The organism is Leifsonia xyli (genome assembly GCA_001647635.1).
GTDB classification, from domain to species: Bacteria; Actinomycetota; Actinomycetes; order Actinomycetales; family Microbacteriaceae; genus Leifsonia; species Leifsonia xyli_A.
The window spans coordinates 942,681-959,774 of sequence record CP014761.1; the positions used below are offsets into that span (position 1 = coordinate 942,681).

The 17,094-nt window shown below is 72.5% G+C and carries 16 protein-coding genes and 1 pseudogene; 5 read left to right on the plus strand and 12 right to left on the minus strand.

Annotated elements, in window-relative coordinates:
* Nucleotides 1-32: 32 nt before the first annotated feature.
* On the minus strand, nt 33-476 hold the full coding sequence (locus tag A0130_04670; protein ID ANF31069.1) for a hypothetical protein: 444 nt from the start codon (nt 474-476) through the stop codon (nt 33-35).
* Between the two features lie 143 nt (nt 477-619).
* Here A0130_04670 and A0130_04675 point away from each other — a divergent pair, with 143 nt between their 5' ends.
* The gene (locus tag A0130_04675) at nt 620-2,089 is read left to right on the plus strand and encodes a hypothetical protein (protein ID ANF33290.1); all 1,470 of its coding nucleotides are present in this window, start codon (nt 620-622) and stop codon (nt 2,087-2,089) included.
* A gap of 1 nt (nt 2,090) precedes the next feature.
* On the opposite strand, the gene A0130_04680 is transcribed toward A0130_04675, so the two are convergent.
* Nucleotides 2,091-3,257: a citrate synthase/methylcitrate synthase gene (locus A0130_04680; GenBank protein ID ANF31070.1), complete on the minus strand. Its 1,167-nt coding sequence runs from the start codon at nt 3,255-3,257 to the stop codon at nt 2,091-2,093.
* Nucleotides 3,258-3,308: 51 nt separating this feature from the next.
* On the opposite strand from A0130_04680, the gene A0130_04685 reads away from it, so the two are divergent.
* Nucleotides 3,309-4,517, plus strand: a complete 1,209-nt coding sequence (locus tag A0130_04685; GenBank protein ID ANF33291.1) for a hypothetical protein — start codon at nt 3,309-3,311, stop codon at nt 4,515-4,517.
* A gap of 84 nt (nt 4,518-4,601) precedes the next feature.
* Here the strand turns inward: A0130_04685 and A0130_04690 are convergent, their stop codons facing one another.
* Genes A0130_04690 through A0130_04700 form a run of 3 tightly spaced genes read right to left on the minus strand, consistent with a single transcriptional unit; the run spans nt 4,602 to nt 7,248 of the window.
* Nucleotides 4,602-5,261, minus strand: coding sequence for a methionine ABC transporter ATP-binding protein (locus tag A0130_04690; protein ID ANF31071.1), 660 nt, complete (start codon nt 5,259-5,261; stop codon nt 4,602-4,604).
* Nucleotides 5,258-6,301 (minus strand): methionine ABC transporter ATP-binding protein, encoded by a 1,044-nt coding sequence (locus A0130_04695; GenBank protein ID ANF31072.1) that lies wholly within the window; start codon nt 6,299-6,301, stop codon nt 5,258-5,260. Before A0130_04695 ends, A0130_04690 begins: the two co-directional genes overlap by 4 nt.
* Nucleotides 6,301-7,248, minus strand: a complete 948-nt coding sequence (locus A0130_04700) for a methionine ABC transporter substrate-binding protein (protein ANF31073.1) — start codon at nt 7,246-7,248, stop codon at nt 6,301-6,303. Before A0130_04700 ends, A0130_04695 begins: the two co-directional genes overlap by 1 nt.
* Nucleotides 7,249-7,491: 243 nt before the next feature.
* Between A0130_04700 and A0130_04705 the strand changes: the two are divergent.
* The 3 genes and pseudogenes from A0130_04705 to A0130_04715 all read left to right on the plus strand — a co-directional run bounded on the left by A0130_04705 (nt 7,492) and on the right by A0130_04715 (nt 9,985).
* Nucleotides 7,492-7,680, plus strand: a pseudogene (locus A0130_04705) (BatC protein).
* A 2-nt stretch (nt 7,681-7,682) separates the two neighbouring features.
* Nucleotides 7,683-9,044, plus strand: a complete 1,362-nt coding sequence (locus A0130_04710) for a cupin (GenBank protein ID ANF31074.1) — start codon at nt 7,683-7,685, stop codon at nt 9,042-9,044.
* Nucleotides 9,041-9,985: a hypothetical protein gene (locus tag A0130_04715; GenBank protein ANF31075.1), complete on the plus strand. Its 945-nt coding sequence runs from the start codon at nt 9,041-9,043 to the stop codon at nt 9,983-9,985. The genes A0130_04710 and A0130_04715 overlap by 4 nt, the downstream gene beginning before the upstream one ends.
* A gap of 18 nt (nt 9,986-10,003) precedes the next feature.
* Here the strand turns inward: A0130_04715 and A0130_04720 are convergent, their stop codons facing one another.
* The 7 genes from A0130_04720 to A0130_04750 form a co-directional block, all read right to left on the minus strand.
* Complete coding sequence (locus A0130_04720) at nt 10,004-10,426, minus strand: lyase (protein ID ANF31076.1); 423 nt, start codon at nt 10,424-10,426, stop codon at nt 10,004-10,006.
* An 89-nt stretch (nt 10,427-10,515) separates the two neighbouring features.
* Nucleotides 10,516-10,920, minus strand: a complete 405-nt coding sequence (locus A0130_04725; protein ID ANF31077.1) for an AraC family transcriptional regulator — start codon at nt 10,918-10,920, stop codon at nt 10,516-10,518.
* A 60-nt stretch (nt 10,921-10,980) separates the two neighbouring features.
* A complete protein-coding gene (locus A0130_04730; protein ID ANF33292.1) occupies nt 10,981-14,523 on the minus strand; it encodes a DNA helicase in 3,543 nt (1,180 codons plus the stop codon).
* A 131-nt stretch (nt 14,524-14,654) separates the two neighbouring features.
* Complete coding sequence (locus A0130_04735; protein ANF31078.1) at nt 14,655-15,221, minus strand: Fe-S cluster assembly protein HesB; 567 nt, start codon at nt 15,219-15,221, stop codon at nt 14,655-14,657.
* A 4-nt stretch (nt 15,222-15,225) separates the two neighbouring features.
* The gene (locus tag A0130_04740; GenBank protein ANF31079.1) at nt 15,226-15,444 is read right to left on the minus strand and encodes a hypothetical protein; all 219 of its coding nucleotides are present in this window, start codon (nt 15,442-15,444) and stop codon (nt 15,226-15,228) included.
* A gap of 33 nt (nt 15,445-15,477) precedes the next feature.
* Nucleotides 15,478-16,284: a hypothetical protein gene (locus tag A0130_04745; GenBank protein ID ANF33293.1), complete on the minus strand. Its 807-nt coding sequence runs from the start codon at nt 16,282-16,284 to the stop codon at nt 15,478-15,480.
* A gap of 55 nt (nt 16,285-16,339) precedes the next feature.
* Nucleotides 16,340-17,086, minus strand: coding sequence for a 1-(5-phosphoribosyl)-5-((5-phosphoribosylamino)methylideneamino)imidazole-4-carboxamide isomerase (locus tag A0130_04750; protein ID ANF31080.1), 747 nt, complete (start codon nt 17,084-17,086; stop codon nt 16,340-16,342).
* Between the last annotated feature and the right edge of the window lie 8 nt (nt 17,087-17,094).

Consider the following 17,094-nt stretch of genomic DNA (forward strand, 5'->3'; position numbering starts at 1 on the left):
GGGTTCAGCGGTGCGGTCCGCCGGGTCCCCGGTCAGAACCGCGGCTGCTTGCTGAGGCGGACCGCGGCCGTCGAGACGACGACGCCCGCCAGCATGATCACGACGGTGATCGCCTGGAGCAGCACCTGGAAGAACGGGGCGAAGGGCGTGACCGAGACCCAGAGCCAGAGGATGGCGCCGATCAGCGTGATCACGTAGCTGAACGTGTGGCGGGCGTACAGCGCGTTGAGCGAGACGACGGTCGCCGCGACGGTCACCTGGAAGAACGGCAGGAAGTCGTCCGCGTTGCCGGTCCACGTGAACACCAGGCTGATGACGCCGATCACCAGCGACGCCAGGACCACGAGCGTGGCGAGGAGGTTGCCGAGCGCCGGCGGGAGGACCGTGCTCAGGCTGCGGACGAGCGTTCCGCGCTCGTCGGAGCCGATGACCTCGCGCTCGTGCTCGCTGGGCTGGGAGATGACGTGCGTGCTCACGTCGTCGATCCTACCGCCCGTCGTCCGGGCGCGGAGCACGGTCGGCGTAGATTGCGAGCATGGCCACTTCTCGACGCCGCCGGCACGCCCGCCTCCCGTTCCCCGACCGCGCGGAGAGGGTGGACGAAGCCGTCGCCCGCCGGATCAACGCGCGTACCACCGGCCCGGCGGTCGACGGCTTCTGGCGGGGACTCACCCGGTTCGCCAACCACGGCAAGCTCTGGTTCGTCGCCGCCTTCGTGCTGGTCGCGCTCGGCCGCCCGCGCGCGGCGGTCCGCGGTCTCGCGTCGCTGGGGCTCGCCAGCCTGGTCGCCAACCTGGTCGGGAAGCGGCTGGTGGGCGGCGCCCGCCCGGCGCTGACATCCATCCCGATCGCGCGCCGCCTGGACCGCTCGCCCACGTCCCCGTCCTTCCCCTCCGGTCACACCGCGAGCGCCGCCGCGTTCGCCACCGGCGCCGGACTCGAATGGCCGGCCGCCGGCGCCGCCCTCGCCCCGGTCGCCGCGGCCGTCGGCTACTCGCGGCTGCACACGGGCGCCCACTGGTTCTCGGATGTGGCCGGCGGCGCCGCGATCGGCGTCGGCTCCGCCCTGGCCGTCAAGGCGGCCGCAGGGCTGGCCCGCCCGGTCGTGGACCGCCGCGACCCGCCGACGGCCGCCACCGTGGAGCTGCCCGCCACCACGACCGGCGCCGGCGTCTTCATCGTGGTGAACCCCGGTTCCGGCAAGGGACTGGGCCGGCCGGCGCCGGGACCGCTGCTGCACTCCGCCCTCCCGGAGGCGGAGTTGCACGAGCTCTCCGAGCACGAGGACGTCGCGACGCTGATCGCCGATCGGCTCGCCGCGGCCGACCCGCCGCGCGCCCTCGGGGTCTGGGGCGGCGACGGCTCGGTCGCCACCGTCGCCGACGCCGCTCGGTCGGCTGATCTCCCGCTCCTCGTGCTGCCCGGAGGCACGTTCAACCACTTCGCCCGCGCCCTGCTCGTCGACTCCGTCGATCAGGCCTTCGCGGCCCTGGCCGACGGCTGCGGCCGCGAGGTGGATGTGGCGGAGCTGGAGTTCGGCGACGGCACCACCCGCACGGTCCTCAACACGGCGTCCGTCGGCCTTTACCCGGCGTTCGTCGAGGAGCGCGAGCGGCACGAGAAGCGCCTGGGCAAGCCGATCGCCGCCCTGATCTCGGCGATCCGCACCGTCCGCCGCACTGAGCCGCTGGAGGTGGAGATCGACGGACGGGCCCGCACGGTCTGGTCCGTGTTCGTCGGCGTCGACCGGTACTACCCGCCGTCGGTCGCGCCGATCGAGCGCCGCCGGCTGGACGACCACCTGCTCGACGTGCGCATCCTCGCCGCCGGAGGCAAGCCCCGGACGCGCGGGGCCGTCGCCCTGGCGTTCGGCGGCCGCACGGACGCGCTGGCCGCCCGCCTGCCGTTCCTCCAGGGGCCGCCGGCGCTCGAGGCCCGCACGGTGGAGGCGATCGAGATCGCGGCCGACGGCGACGACCCGGGCTACGCCCACGACGGCGAGGCGTCCACGAGCACGCCGGGCGACCCGAAGCGCCTGCGCCTTCGGGTCGTGCCGAAGGGCCTGCGCGTGTACGCGCCGCGGGAGTGAGTCAGGCCGGGATGCGCGCGGGCAGCGGTTCCGGCGCCGCCGGGCCCACGTAGCGCGACGACGGCCGCACGATCTTGCCGTCCGCGGCCTGCTCCAGGATGTGCGCCGTCCAGCCGACCACACGCGCCGCGGCGAACGTCGGCGTGAACATGTCGCGCGGGATGCCGCACAGCTCCATCACGATGCCCGCGTAGAACTCGACGTTGGTGTGCAGCTCGCGCCCCGGCTTCAGCTCGGCGAGCAGCTCCTGCACGCGGCGCTCGACCTGCACGGCGAAGTCGACCCGCGGGCCGCCGAAGCCCTGGGCGAACGCGCGCAGCATCCGGGACCGCGGGTCCTCCGTGCGGTAGACGGCGTGCCCGAACCCCATGACGCGGCCGCCCTCGGCCAGCGTGCGGCGCACCCACTCGTCGGTGCGATCCGGCGTCCCGATCTCGTCGAGGGTGTCGAGCGCGCGGCTCGGCGCGCCGCCGTGCAGCGGTCCGGAGAGAGCGCCGAGGGCGCCGCCGACGGCCGCGGCGAGGTCCGCGCCGGTCGACGCGATGACCCGCGCGGTGAAGGTCGACGCGTTGAAGCCGTGGTCGATCGCCGCGGTCATGTACGCGCTCAGTGCGCGCTCCTCCTGCTGGGTCGGGACGCGTCCGGTGACGAGATACAGGTAGCCGGCCACGTGCCCGAGGTCGTTCCGGGGTTCGAGCGGCTCCCTGCCGGCGGCGAGCGCGTGCAGCGAGGCGAGGAGGACCGGCGTGATGGCCGCGGTGCGGATCGCGTCGCGCATCCGCTCGTCGGGGTCCTCGTCGTAGAGCGGCCGGACGCGGTCCGCGGCGGCGACGGCGGCGAGCGCCATCCGGAGTCCGGCTAGGGCGTCACCGTCCGCCGTCAGGCGCGCGATGGCCGGGAGCAGGGCGCGCACGTCGTCCGGGAGGGCGCGGGAGGCGGTGATCCGGGCGCGGAAGGCGTCCAACTCCCTCGGATCAGGCAGCGCGCCGAAGAGCAGCAGGTACCAGGCCTCCTCGAACGTCCGCTCGCGCGCGATGTCCACGGCCGAGTACTGGCGGTAGTGGTAGAAGCCCTCGTGGCCGCGCACGTCGCCGAGTTCGGTGCGCGCCGCCACAACGTTCGTGAGCCCACGCGGAACGTCGATGAGGGTGTCGTCCATCCTGTTCATACCGGTATGGTGAACTGGATTCATCGCCTCGTCAACGTTGATCGGATCAACATGGATGCGCTCCCCCGCCTGACCGCGGAGCAGACCGCCGACCGCCTCGGCGTCAAGCTCGAGACCCTGTACGCCTACGTCGCGCGCGGGCGGCTGCAGCGGGAGCGGACCGTCGATGGGTCGACCTTCGATCCGCTCGAGGTGGAGCGCTTCGCCGCGACCCGGCGGCGACGGCCGGCCGTGTCCGGACACTCCGAGGGTCGGCCGCTGATGGTGATCGAGACGCGCTTCGCGCTCATCGAGGAGGGCGAGCTGTTCTACCGGGGCCGGCCGGTGTCGGAGCTGGCGACGGAGCCGTTCGAGACCGTCGCCCGGTGGGCGCTCACCGGCCGTTGGGATGCTGCGGCGCGGTTCTCCCCCGGAGCGGGACTCGCGGCGGCGCGGGCGGCGTCGCAGGCCCTCCCCGCGTCGGCGGGCGACCGCGACCGGCAGCTGGTGGCGGTGATCGCCCTGGCGGCGGCGGACCCGCTCCGCGCCTCGGTCGACCCGGACATCATCGCCAGCGCCGCCGAGCGGCTGGTGGCGGGGATGGTGGAGGTGCTTCCCGAGCTCAGCGCGGGTCCGGGCGCCGGCACGCCGACGCTCGCCTCCCGGCTCCACCGGCGCCTGGTGGCGGCCGAGCTCCGCGCGTCCGACACCGCTCTGCTCGACGCCGCCCTCGTTCTCCTCCTCGACCACGACATCGCGATCTCGACCCTGGCCGCCCGCGCCGCCGCCTCCGCCCGGGCCACGCCTTACGGCGTGGTCGTCGCCGGGCTCGGCGCGCTCGACTCCCCGCTGCACGGCAACGCCAGCCGCGCGGCCCATCGGCTGCTGGCGCGGGTGGTCGCCGGCGAGGACGCCGCTCGTACAGTGGCGGACACGGTCCTCACCGCGCATGGACCGGTCCCGGGCTTCGGGCAGCCGCTGTACCCGGAGGGCGACCCGCGGGCGCGCATCCTGCTCGGCATGCTCGCCGCCGATCCGCGGCACGCGCGGGTCACGGAGGCCGTGGAGGCGGTGACCGCCGTCATGCGCGACCGCACGGGCGCGCATCCCAACGTCGACCTCGCGCTGGGCGCGCTCACGGTCGCGTGCGGCATGCGCGACGACGCCGGGGAGGTGCTGTTCGCCACCGCGCGCACGGTCGGCTGGCTGGTGCACGCCCTCGACGAGTACGCGCAGCCGCCGCTGCGGCTGCGTCCCGTCGGCCGCTACGTCGGGGACTGACGCCCGCGCTGCCGTCATTGAGGGGACGCAACACGCCGTCATGCACGGCGCATGACGGCGTGTTGCGTCCCATCGAGGGGTGCGTCAGCGGCGCAGCGCCTTGCGGGCCAGCCAGTTGCCGAGGAACTGCGCGGCCTGCACCAGGATGACGATGGTGATGACCGCGATCCACGTGACGGCCCAGTTGTAGCGCTGGTAGCCGTACGAGATCGCGAAGTCGCCCAGGCCGCCGCCGCCGATGCTGCCCGCGATGGCGGACAGGTCGACGATCGCCACGAAGATGAACGTGTAGCCCAGGATGAGCGGGCCGAGCGCCTCCGGGATCAGCAGCGTCGTGATGATCCGCCACGGGCTCGACCCCATCGCGCGGGCCGCCTCGATGACGCCCGGCTCGATGGTGACGAGGTTCTGCTCCACGATCCGGGAGATGCCGAACGTCGCCGCGATCGTCATCGGGAAGATCGCCGCCGGCGTGCCGAGGAACGTCCCGAGCACCAGCTGCGTGAGCGGCGCGATCGCCGTCATGAAGATGATGAAGGGGATGGGGCGGATGAAGTTCACGACCACGTTGAGGACGGTGAACAGCGTGCGGTTCTCCAGCAGCCCGCCGCGGCGGGTCGTGTAGAGCAGCACGCCGAGCGCGAGGCCCAGGATGCCGCCGAGCACCAGCGTCGCGACGACCATCCAGAGCGTCTGGCCGATGGACTGCAGGTACACCGGCCACAGGGTCGACCAGTCGGTCATGCGGCCACCTCCTCGACCTCGGTGACCGTCCGGAGCTCGGCGATCAGCGCATCCACGTTCGCGGGCTCGCCCAGCAGTTCGAGCGTGAGGCTGCCGAACGACCGGCCCTGCAGCGCCGAGATGCCGCCGTAGACGATCTCGAAGCGGACGCCGTGGCGTCCGACCGCATCCGACAGCACCGATCCGAGCCGGCCGTCGTCGTGGATGCGCGCCGACACGATGCGGCCCGCGTGCTTGCCGCGCAGGCGCTCGATGTCCGCCTCGCCCGGCTGGTTGCGCAGCACGGTGCCGACGAAGCGCTGGGCCGTCGGCGTCTGCGGGGCGGAGAACACCTCGAAGACGCTGCCCTGCTCGATCACGCGGCCGGCGTCGAGCACGGCGACGCGGTCGGCGATCGAGCGCACCACCTCCATCTCGTGGGTGATGACGACGATGGTGACGCCGAGCTCGCGGTTGACCCGCTTGAGCAGGGCGAGCACGTCGGAGGTCGTCTCCGGGTCGAGCGCGCTGGTGGCCTCGTCGGCGAGAAGGATGTCGGGGTTCGTCGCGAGCGCGCGGGCGATGCCGACGCGCTGCTTCTGGCCGCCGGAGAGCTGGTCGGGGTAGCTCCACGCCTTGTCCGTCAGACCGACGAAGGCGAGCAGCTCGGCGACGCGCTGCTTGCGCTTCTCCTTCGGCCAGCCCGCGACCTTCAGCGGGTACGCGACGTTGCCGAAGACCGTCCGCGAGCGGAACAGGTTGAACTGCTGGAAGATCATCCCGATCCCGGCGCGCACGCCGCGCAGGTCTTTCTCCTTGAGCGTGGTGAGGTCGCGTCCGTCGACGATCACCGAGCCGGACGTCGGATGCTCGAGCGCGTTGATGAGCCGCACCAGCGTGCTCTTGCCCGCGCCCGAGTAGCCGATGATGCCGAAGATCTCGCCGCGCGCGATGCTCAGGTCGAGGTCGTCGACGGCCGGAACCGCGGCGGCACCCGAGCCGAAGCTCTTGGTGACGCCGCGGAACTCGATGATCGGAGCCGTGGTGCCCGCTTCCGCCACTACTGCGCCGCCTGGATGGTCTTCTTCAGGCCGTCGAGGATGCCGATCAGGTCGGACTCGTCGCGCTTCACGATGACGGCGGTGTTCTTGGACTCCGCGAGCACCGCGTCCGTCACGGCCTTGGTGTGGTAGAGCTCGGCGACCTTCAGGTACGTCTTGTTGTCCTTGTCCTTCTCGCGGGCGACGAAGGCGTTGATGTACGGCTCGGCGGTGTCTGACTTGGGGTCGTCCTGGAACAGGGCCGACTTCGGGTCGATGCCCGCGGTCAGCGCGAAGTTGTTGTTGATGATCGCGCCGTCGGCGGAGCTGAGGGCCGGCGCGGTCTGGGCCGCGTCCACCGGGATGACGGTGACCTTCGAGGCCGAGGCGTCGATGTCGGCCGGGGTGGCGAGCGTGCTGCCGCCGTTCTTCAGCTTCAGCAGGCCGGCCTTCTGCAGCACGAGGAGCGCGCGCGCCTGGTTGGTGGCGTCGTTCGGGATGGCGATCTTCCCGCCCTGGGGGATGTCCTCGAGGCTCTTGTGCTTGGTCGAGTAGAGCGGCAGCGGGACGACGAGGGTCGCGCCGATCGGGACCAGGTTCTGCTTAGCCGACACGTCGTAGTTGGCGAGGAACTGGAGGTGCTGGAAGAGGTTCAGGTCGAGCTGGCCATCCGCGAGCGCCGGGTTGGCCTGCGTGTAGTCGCGGAAGTTGACGGTCTGGATGTCGATGCCCTCCTTCGCCGCCTCCTTCTTCAGCACGGCCCAGTACGGGGAGGACGCCTCGGTCGTGCCGATCTTCACGGTGACGGTCTTCGCGGTCGCGGCACCCGATCCGGTCAGGTTCACGACGACGAGCACGACGGCGACGATGACCGCGACGACGGCGATGCCGATGCCGACGAACCAGCCGGTGCGCGAGCGCTTCGGCTTCTCCGGCAGCGCGGGGGTGGGAGGGGTGGCGTCGGACATGGCTGTGCCTCTCGTGAAGGTGTGATGTGATTTCGCCGGCGGACGGTTGGCGGCTGATTCGAGCCTCCCCTGCTCGTGTGAATCGGTCAAAACGTCTTGCGAAATGTGACGCGTGGATGTTCGTCGAGCGTTCACGGCGCGGGCCTTACCCTGGCGCAGGGCCACGCGTAGTGTGAGCCGCGTCGGAGTGCTCCACGGGACGTGCTCCGCGGGACACGCGAACACGGACGGATGGGAGACGGAATGAGCGACATCAACGACGACGACATCACCACCGACGCGGCGGGCTCCGGCGAGGGCCCGGCGGATGGCGGCGCCAACGCGGGCGGCCACGACGGCGGTGCGGACGGGTCCGCGGGCAGCTCGGGCGAAGGCCCGGCCGACGGCGGCGCCAACGCAGGCGGCCACGACGGCGGAGCCGACGGGTCCGCTTGATGACGACGGACGGGCGCGGGCCGGGCGACCGGCCCGCGCTTTCGCGTTGCGTGCCGGTCGACGCATCCCGCTTCGCGGCGGAGTTCTGGGGCCGGCGCCCGCTGTTCACCCGCGCGGTGGACCTGGGCGGTGACGGCTTCGCCGACCTGTTCAGCGTGGATGCGGTGGACGAGCTGGTCTCGTCGCGCGCGTTGCGCACGCCGTTCGTCCGCATGGCGAAGGAGGGCACCGTCCTGGCGCCTGCGCGCTTCACGGGCCCGGGCGGCTTCGGTGCGGAGGTCGGCGATCAGCTCGACTCGGCCAAGGTGCTCGCCGAGTTCGCGGACGGCGCCACCCTCGTGCTGCAGGGCCTGCACCGCACCTGGCCCGCGATCGCGGAGTTCTCGCGGCGGCTCTCGGCCGAGCTCGGGCATCCAGCCCAGGTGAACGCGTACATCACGCCAGCGTCGTCGCGCGGCTTCGACCCGCACTACGACGTGCACGACGTGTTCGTGCTGCAGATCGCGGGCGAGAAGCACTGGCGCATCCACGAGCCGGTGCACGTCGACCCGCTGCGCGACCAGCCGTGGGGCGACCACCGGGACGAGGTCGTGGCGCGCGCCGCGGAGGCGCCGGTGATCGACGAGACCTTCCGGCCCGGTGACGCGTTGTACCTGCCGCGGGGCTGGATCCATTCGGCCGAGGCGCTCGGCGGCGTCTCCGTGCACCTGACCATCGGCGTCGCGGCCTACACGCGGGCGGACGTGGTCAGGGAGGCGGTGGCCCGCGTGGCGGACGTCGCTGCGCTGCGCGCGTCGCTCCCGGTCGGGTTCGACCCGGCTGACCCGGACGCAGTCGCTCCCGTGGTGGAGGAGACCGTGGACGCGCTGATCGCGGCCCTCTCCGATCGGTCCGCCCGCCCCGCGATCGCCGCCGCCGTGTCGAAGCAGCTGCTTCGGCGGCAGCGGTCGGACTCGCCGCCCGCCCCGGTGCGCCCGCTCGCCACGATCGCGGCGGCCGAGTCGCTCGGCCCGGACACTGTGGTCGTCGCCCGCCCGGGCCTGCGGCCGGATGTCACGGTCGAGGTCGAGACGGTGACCGTGCGGCTGCCCGCCAAGACGGTGGCCCTGCCGATCGCCGCGAAGGACGCGGTGCGGCTGCTGCTCGACGGACGGCCCGTCGCGGTCGGTGAGCTCCCGCTGGACGAGCGGTCGGCTGTCGTCGTCGCGCGACGGCTGCTGCGGGAGGGCATCGTGGTTCTCGACAGCGACCGTGGTGGGGCCCAGGATGCGGACGAGTTCGATTTCGCGGACCCGGCCGGGGTCTCGTCGGACGGCGAACGCAGCGCGACCGCCGACTTCGGGACCGCGACGGCCACGTGACGGGCGTGCCGGCCGTCGGTGAGTCGGCCGCCGGCGGCGGGCCCGCCGGACGAGTCCCGGCGTGGCTGCCGTGCAGTGATCGGGCGATCGAGCGCGGTGATCGCCTGGCCGGGACCGCCGGGTTCGGCGAGCGCTGGCTGCTGGTCGAGATCGAGAGCGGGTGGGGTCGCCACGCGTTCTTCGACTCCGACCTCGATCCCGCCCTCGGGGCGCGGATCGTCGCGCGCGCCGAGGCCGAGGGAGTCCGTCCGCTCGCCATCCGGCGCACGCGGTTGCGCGCGCCCGACCGGCGCGACCAGTCGTCGTGGCGCTGGGCACTGGTCGACAGCCGTGCGGGGACGGAGTCGATCCGCTGGGGCCGCGTGAACGACCCCACCGAGCTGCTGGACCTGCCCCTGGACGGCAGCGTCGGCGAACCGAGCGCCGCTCCGATCTACGCGGTGTGCACGCACGCCCGGCACGACCAGTGCTGCGCCGTGCGCGGGCGGCCCGTCGTCGAGGCGTTGGCGGCCTCGCATCCCGAGCTGACCTGGGAGTGCTCGCACCTCGGCGGCGATCGGTTCGCCGCGACGATGATCGTCTTCCCCCACGGGCTCCATTACGGACGGGTGACGGCCGACCGTGCCGAGACGGTCTTCGAGCGGTACGCCGCGGGACGGGTCGTGCCCGACCTTCTGCGCGGCCGCACCTCGCTGACGACGGTCGCGCAGGCCGCCGAGGCCTTCGCCCGCGACGACACCGGCGACGACCGCATCGAAGCCTTTCGTGTGGTGTCGGAGCGGCCCCATCCTCACGGCTGGACCGTCGAGCTGGACCACGGCGGGGACAGGCTGACGGTCGAGGTGGGCGAGCGCCTGTCGGAGCCGATGCTCAGCACCTGCGCCGCCACGCTCGCCCATCCGGTCCGTGAGTTCGTCCCGGTGTCGGTCGCCCGGCGGTAGCCTCCCCGGCGGCGCTCGTCAGGCGTTCTGCGCGGCCGGCGCGGTCTGCAGGATGCGGACCATGTTGCCGGAGGGGTCGCGGAACGCGCAGTCGCGGGGGCCCCACGGCTGGTCGATGGGCTCCTGCAGGACCTCGGCGCCCGCCGCGCGGACGCGCTCGAACGCGGTGTCGAGGTCGTCGGTACGGAAGACGATCGGGCTCATGGAACCCTTCACGACGAGCTCCTGGAGGGCGTCGCCGTCGGCCTGCGAACGGCCTGCGTGCGGGTCGCTGAGGACCACGGCGGCGTTGTCGTCGCCGGCCACGCCGAGCGTGATCCAGCGGTGGTCGCCGGACTGGACGTCCTGGATGACGTCGAGCCCGAGCGCGTCGCGGTAGAAGGCGAGGGACTCCTCGGGGTCGAGGACGGTGATCTGCGAGTACTGGAGTGAAACGGTCATGAGTCGACTCTAGGAAGCGGCATCCGAGGGCGCTTCTCCAAAACTGCTCTCTGTGGAGAAGTCGTCGAGGTGCGCTGCTGTGGCCGGTTTCAGCCGCGGACGCGGACCGGACGAGTGCGCTGCTTGGCGATGCAGTCGGGCATCGCCCGCACGGCCTCGTGCTCACGTGCGCGGTACTCGGTCGGCGTCATCCCGACCACCTCGGTGAACTTCGAGCTGAACGAGCCCAGCGATGTACAGCCGACCGCCATGCAGGCGTCGGTGACGCTCATCCCGCTGCGGAGCAGCGCCATCGCACGCTCGATGCGGCGCGTCATGAGGTAGCTGTACGGGGTTTCGCCGTAGGCGGCCCGGAACCGGCGGGAGAAGTGCGCCGGCGACATGTAGGCGCGCGCGGCCATCGTCGGGACGTCGAGCGGCTTGGCGTAGTCGCGGTCGATCAGGTCCCGTGCGCGGCGCAGGTGCGCGAGCGTCTGCAGCTCCTCCGGTGACACGGGATGAGAGTAGCACCGGGCGCTCCGCAGTCAGCCAGCGGTTCGATCGTCAGCGGGGCGTCACCCCACCGGTAGCGCGGCGGACTCCTCCGCGCCCTCGACCAGGCGGATGAACGCACTCAGCTCCCCCACCCCACTGGGCGTGGTCGGCAGGAACTCCGTCAGCTCCGGCGAGTGCACGAGGTACGCCGCCCACTTGGCGCGCGAGATGGCGACGTTGAGGCGGTTCTTCATGAGAAGGAACGACATCCCGCGCGGCACATCGACCGCCGACGACGCCGCGAGGCTCACGATCGCGATCGCCGCCTCCTGGCCCTGGAACTTGTCGACCGTCCCCACGCGCACGTCGCGATAGCCGGCCGCGTCGAGCAGCGCGCGCACCTCGGCGAGCTGCGCGTTGTACGGGGTCACGACGATGACGTCGTCCTCGCCGAGGGGGTCGTCGTCGCGCCCGGCGTCCGGATCGCTCCAGGACCGCCCGAGCAGATCGCGGACGATCTCGACGACCGCTTCGGCCTCTTCGGGTGAGGCCGTCGAGTTGCCGACGTGCAGCACCGGAACGGGATGCACGCCCGGCACGACCCCGCCCAGCTCGCGCTCGGACGCGCAGGAGTGCGCTCGGAGCTTGCCCTCGTAAGACAGCCGCGAGACCGACGCCGCCAGGTCGGGATGCATGCGGCGCGTCTCGGCGAGGAAGTACCCCAGCTCGGGCGGGAGCACGTCGTGCCCTGCGCTCACCCACCCCAGCGCGGACCCGTCCACCGGTTCGGGGTGTCGGCCCTGACTCACCTGCGGCAGTTGCTGCGGGTCGCCGAGGAGGAGCAGGTTCTTCGCCGCGACGCCGACCGCCACCGTCGAGGCGAGCGAGAACTGGCCGGCCTCGTCGACGACGAGCAGGTCGAGGCTTCCGCGGGGCACGCGCGCCGCGTTGGCGAAGTCCCAGGCCGTACCGCCGAGGACGAAGCCACGCCCCTCGTTTACCCCGGCGAACTCCAGGTGGCCATTGGCCGGCAGCGGCGTGAAGCGGTGTGCCGTCTCGCCTTCGGCCGCCTCGGGGTCGTCGCCGCGCGCACCGCCGCTCGGCACCTTGCCCACGGCGGCGGCATCGAGCCCGGCGTCCACCACACGGTCGAGCAGGTTCTCGACGACCGCGTGGGATTGCGCGACGACGCCGACCTTCCAGCCGTGCTCGGCGACCAGCCGGGCTATCACGTGCGCTCCGAGATACGACTTGCCCGTGCCGGGCGGCCCCTGCACGGCCAGGTACGACCGGTCGAGGTCGAGCAGGCTCGCCACGACGGCGTCGATGCGGCCATCGCCGTCGCTGCTCTGCCCACCGGCGACTCCGTCGAGCGTGGGATCGGGCACCAGCCGCCCCGACCGGGCACGCGGGGGCGTGCGTCGGAGCAGGTCGATCGTCGCGTCCACCGGCCACGTCTCGTGGTGCCGGGCGATGAGCAGCGCGGTGCCCCACTCCCGGATCGCCTCGGCGAGGCGCCGAGAGTCCGGTGGCGCAGCCGGCGTCAGAGCGCTGGGGAGGTCGCGGTAGGGCGGAACCTCCGGCGGGAGCGTCTCGCGCACGACGATGGAGCCGTCGGGCAACGCCTCGATGACCGCCACCGTCCGCGCGGCGCGTGCCCCGGGCTGCGCCCGCGGCTGTCGGAACGGGCCTGGGTACTCGTACAGCAGGTAGGGACCGCTGCGTTCGCTCACCCGGACCGCGCTGCCCGCACCCCACTGGCCGGTGAGCAGCAGTTCGCGCCGCTCGACCTTCTGGCCCTCGTCGATGTACCAGTCGCGCAGCACCACCGCGGTCTCGACCACCAGCACGTCGCGTGTCTCGGCCCACTCCTCGATCGGCTGGATCAGCCGAGCGAAATGCGACTGCCAGAAGCTCTTCTGCTCGCGGCGGTGGAAGTCGATCGCCGCCGCGGCGAGCGCCATCGCCTCGCGATCGCTCGACCGGTGCGGGTCGAGCGGATCTCCCGCGAAGGCCAGCAGGCCAGCGCGCAGCGGCGACTCGTCGGGAGCGACCTCGGACTCCTCCGCCGGCGCCGCGCCGACCGGGATGCCGTTCTCGGCGGCGCGGGCGAGCAGCCAGTCGCGCAGGCGCAGAGTCGACACGCAGTCGTACCGGTTGTACTCGCCGATGTCGTCGAGCAGCGGCTGGGCCTCGTCGAGGCGGCCGAGCGCGATCAGGTCGCGCGCATTGGCGTACTCGGTGATCGAGTCGGCGCCGTTCGTCACATCGCTCTCGCGCAGCTCGTCGCCCATGTAGAGCGGCTCGAGCTTCTTGATGGAGTACGAGCGCGATCCGACGCGCACCGCCTTGCGGACCAGCGGGTAGAGGTCGACCATCACGTTGTCGCGAAGCAGGCCGTCGACCTCCTCCTCGCCGACGCCGTGCCGTGCCGCGAGCGAAAGAAGGTGGGTCTGCTCGTACGCCGCGTAGTGGTAGATATGCATGCCCGGGTACTGCCGCCGCCGATCGCGCACGAACGCGAGGAACGCCTCCAGAGCGACGCGTTCGGCGGCGAAGTCGTGGGCCCAGAAAGCGGTGAACCGCTCATCCTGGTCGACCAGGCCGAACAGATAGTCGAGATTCCAGCGCTCGCCCGCGCCCTCGGTGTAGAGCGGGTCGCCCTCGAAGTCGAAGAAGATGTCACCCGGATCGGGATGCGGCAGCACGGCGAGCACCGGCGCGTTGAACACCCGGACGGGCGGCGGCGACCCGGGCTCGGCCTGCAGCTGCAGGCGCGCCTGCTCTCGCAGCCCGTCGAGCGTGCCCTCGGGGATGCCGTCGACCGGTCCGCTGGAGGCCGCCAACGCGTCGATCGTGCCGAGCCCCGCCGCGAGCAGGTGCTCGCGCTGCGTCACCCGCATGCCGGCGACCAGCAGCACATCCCGTGTCGCCTGCACCTCGGCGTCGCAGGTATCGCAGCGCCCGTCGACCGTGAACCGCGGATCGCCCCAGGCGACCGGCCCGGAGTCGGCGACGTGCTCGGCGATGATCGTCAGCAGCCGTGCCCGCCGCTTGCGGTACACCGGCTCGATGTCGGCGAGCGAGTGCTCACTGACGGATCCGTCGCCGAGAAGGAGCTCGACCGTGTCGTCGACCTCTACGCCCATCCGCCGCAGCTGCTCGGCGTACGCGGCCAGCTGCAGCAGCGCGGTCACCCGCGCGCTGCGGGCGAGCTTGGAGTCCTGCACCCGGTAGCGCCCATCGGGCAGCCGAACCACGAAGTCGGCGAAACCCACGAAGGCGCCATCGAAGAAGGTCGCCTGGAACACCACCTCGGCCCCGCGGGCGAACGCCTCCGACGTCAGCCGCACGGCCTCGGCCAGCGAATCGGCCGTCAGCTGCGGCGGCCGCTCGATCTCGACCACACCCGCGCCGAAACGCTCCCGGTAGCGCTCGAGGATGCGGTGCTCCTGCTCGTCGCCCATGCGCGACGAGCGCACGTACATCGGGTCTTCGATCTCTTCGGTCTTCTCGAGCCGACCGAGCTTGACGTCGACCGTACGAAGGAACGCGAACTCGCACTTGGACGCCTCGGTGAGGTCGCTGGCGCTCGTGACGATGACACCATCCAGCAGGAACACGGCGACCTCCTTCCACTCCGGCTGATCGACCCGGTACACCGAGGCTATCGGCCACCACCGACACGGCGGCGACGGTCGCAGAAGCAGTGGATAACCTCCGGGGCCGCCCGCCTGTGGGCGGTCTCAGCGGCTCACTTGGCCTTGGCTGCGGCCTTCATCGCGCGCTTGTGCTCACGCACCTTCGTCAGCGAGTCGGCGTCGACGATGTCGGCGACCGAGCGGTAGCCGGGCGTCCCGTAATCGCCCGCGGCCTTCTCCCACCCGGCGGCCGTGAGGCCCTTCTGCTTGCCGAGCAGGGCGAGGAAGATCTTCGCCTTCTGCTCGCCGAAGCCGGGCAGCGCCTTCAGCCGGCGCAGGACTTCGTCGCCGTCCGGGTCGCCCTGGGTCCAGATCGCGGCGGTGTCGCCGCCCCAGTCGGACACGATCGCGGCGGCGAGCGCCTGGACCCGCCCGGCCATCGAGCCCGGGAACCGGTGGACCGCCGGGGGCTGCTTCATGACCTCGGCGAGCTTCTCCGGATCCATCGCGGCGATGCTCTGCGGATCGAGCGCGCCGAGTCGGTCACGCAGCTTCGCCGGTCCACTGAACGCGGTCTCCATCGGGATCTGCTGGTCGAGCAGCATCCCGGTCAGCAGGGCGAAGGGGGACTCGTCGAGGAGGGCGTCCGCAGCGGGGTCGCCGGTGATGGAGAGTGGCATGGCCTCAGCCTGCCACCAGCAGCAGGACCCCCGCCACCGCCGACAGCGCGGCGAGGAGGAGTGCGACGCCGAGCAGCACGGCGTGCACGACGAGGAACGGGGTCGCGCGGCCCGCCGCGTCCCGCGCCCGCTGATCGTTCCGCACCCGCGCGAAGAAGCGCGGCCAGGCGAAGACGTTGAAGACGGCGTTGAGGAACAGGACGATGGCGGCGAAGACGGTCATGGTGCCTCCAGCCTAGACAGGGAGGAGGCGGCTTCAGCCCTGCGACGCCGCCAGCTGCACGCGGAGCGAGTCGACGCGCGTGGCGATCACGTCGTCGGCGGCCCAGCGCTGCGCGAGGCGGGCGAGGATGGCGTCCAGCTCCTCGCGCGTCAGCCCGGCGGCGAGAGCGAGGCGGACGACGAGCTCCTCGCCCGCCAGCCGGCCCTGCGGGTCGCCGGAGAGGAGCGCGATCTCGTGCACGCCGAGTTCGGACGCGATGGACGCACGGAACGCCTCACCGACGGCGGGATCGCGGTCGCTGGGGAGCCATGGCGTCCCCTGCGCGACGGCCCACACCGCGGGCCGCCGGAGCACGAACTCGGTCTCGGAGGTCGGGTCGAGCACGATGAGCTCCGTCCCCTCCGCCGCCGCGGCCAGAGCGGCGCGGCGGCCATCGACCGGGACAGGCCGGGCGGCGGGGTTCCAGGCCGTCATCGCGGCGACCGAACTGAAGACGGGCTGTACCGTCCGGCCGTCCGGGCCGGCGACGGTCACGATCGAGAGCTCCTGCGTCTTGTCCACGCGCAGACCGGCGTCGCTCTCCCCCTCGTCGCCCAGCTCGGCAACGAGCGGGATCAGGAGGCGCGAGGAGCGCAGCGCGTCCACGACCGCCTCGGCGCCGACCTCTCCCGCGCGGAACGCGGCCAGCGCGCCGAGCAGCGCCGGCGGTGCGGAACCGTCGTCGTCGCCGAACGGGTTGTCGTCGAACTCCCGACCCTCCCACGCCTGGCCGGCGGAGTCGGCGAGGGAGGCGGCGAAGCCGGCGAGCCGCGCCGCGCCCTCCTCGGACGGCGCTCCGATCACCGGACGACCGTCGTCGGCCCCACCGCCGGCGGCGGCGTCGGCGGCGTCGGCCTCAGCGTCCCGCGACATCCAGCGCCTCGGGCAGCGTGAACGCGCCCGCGTAGAGCGCCTTGCCGACGATCGCGCCCTCGAGGCCCAGAGGGACGAGCTCGCGCAGCGCGGCGATGTCATCGAGGTTGGAGATTCCGCCGGAGGCGACCACGGGACGCTCGGTGCGATCGAGCACCTGGCGAAGCAGGTCGAGGTTGGGGCCGCGCAGCGTGCCGTCCTTCGTCACATCGGTGACGACGTAGCGGGCGCAGCCGGCCTCCTCAAGACGGTCGAGCACCTCCCACAGGTCGCCGCCCTCGCGCGTCCAGCCGCGGGCCGCGAGGGTCGTGCCGCGTACATCCAGGCCGACGGCAATCGCCTCGCCGTACTGGCTGATCGCGTGGGCGGCCCACTCCGGGTTCTCCAGCGCGGCGGTGCCGAGGTTCACGCGGGAGGCGCCCGCCTCGAGCGCCTGCTCGAGGGACTCGTCGTCGCGGATGCCTCCGGACAGCTCGATGCTGACGCCCTTGACCTGGTGGATGACGCGCTTCAGGAGGGAGCGGTTCTCTCCGCGGCCGAACGCGGCGTCGAGGTCGACCAGATGGATCCACTCCGCCCCGGCCTCGGCCCACTCGGCGGCAGCATCCACCGGATCGCCGTAGCTGGTCTCGCTGCCGGCCGCGCCCTGAGTCAGGCGCACCGCCTTGCCGTCGGCGACATCCACCGCGGGAAGGAGGACGAGGCGGGGCGTGGTGAGAAAGTCGGTCATCGTTTCCT

Coding starts and splice junctions, on each gene's coding strand:
- A0130_04680 (ANF31070.1), bottom strand. CDS start 3,257: ATGAACAGGATGGACGACACCCTCATCGACGTTCCGCGTGGGCTCACG.
- A0130_04685 (ANF33291.1), top strand. CDS start 3,309: ATGGATGCGCTCCCCCGCCTGACCGCGGAGCAGACCGCCGACCGCCTC.
- A0130_04690 (ANF31071.1), bottom strand. CDS start 5,261: ATGACCGACTGGTCGACCCTGTGGCCGGTGTACCTGCAGTCCATCGGC.
- A0130_04700 (ANF31073.1), bottom strand. CDS start 7,248: ATGTCCGACGCCACCCCTCCCACCCCCGCGCTGCCGGAGAAGCCGAAG.
- A0130_04710 (ANF31074.1), top strand. CDS start 7,683: ATGACGACGGACGGGCGCGGGCCGGGCGACCGGCCCGCGCTTTCGCGT.
- A0130_04720 (ANF31076.1), bottom strand. CDS start 10,426: ATGACCGTTTCACTCCAGTACTCGCAGATCACCGTCCTCGACCCCGAG.
- A0130_04735 (ANF31078.1), bottom strand. CDS start 15,221: ATGCCACTCTCCATCACCGGCGACCCCGCTGCGGACGCCCTCCTCGAC.
- A0130_04740 (ANF31079.1), bottom strand. CDS start 15,444: ATGACCGTCTTCGCCGCCATCGTCCTGTTCCTCAACGCCGTCTTCAAC.
- A0130_04750 (ANF31080.1), bottom strand. CDS start 17,086: ATGACCGACTTTCTCACCACGCCCCGCCTCGTCCTCCTTCCCGCGGTG.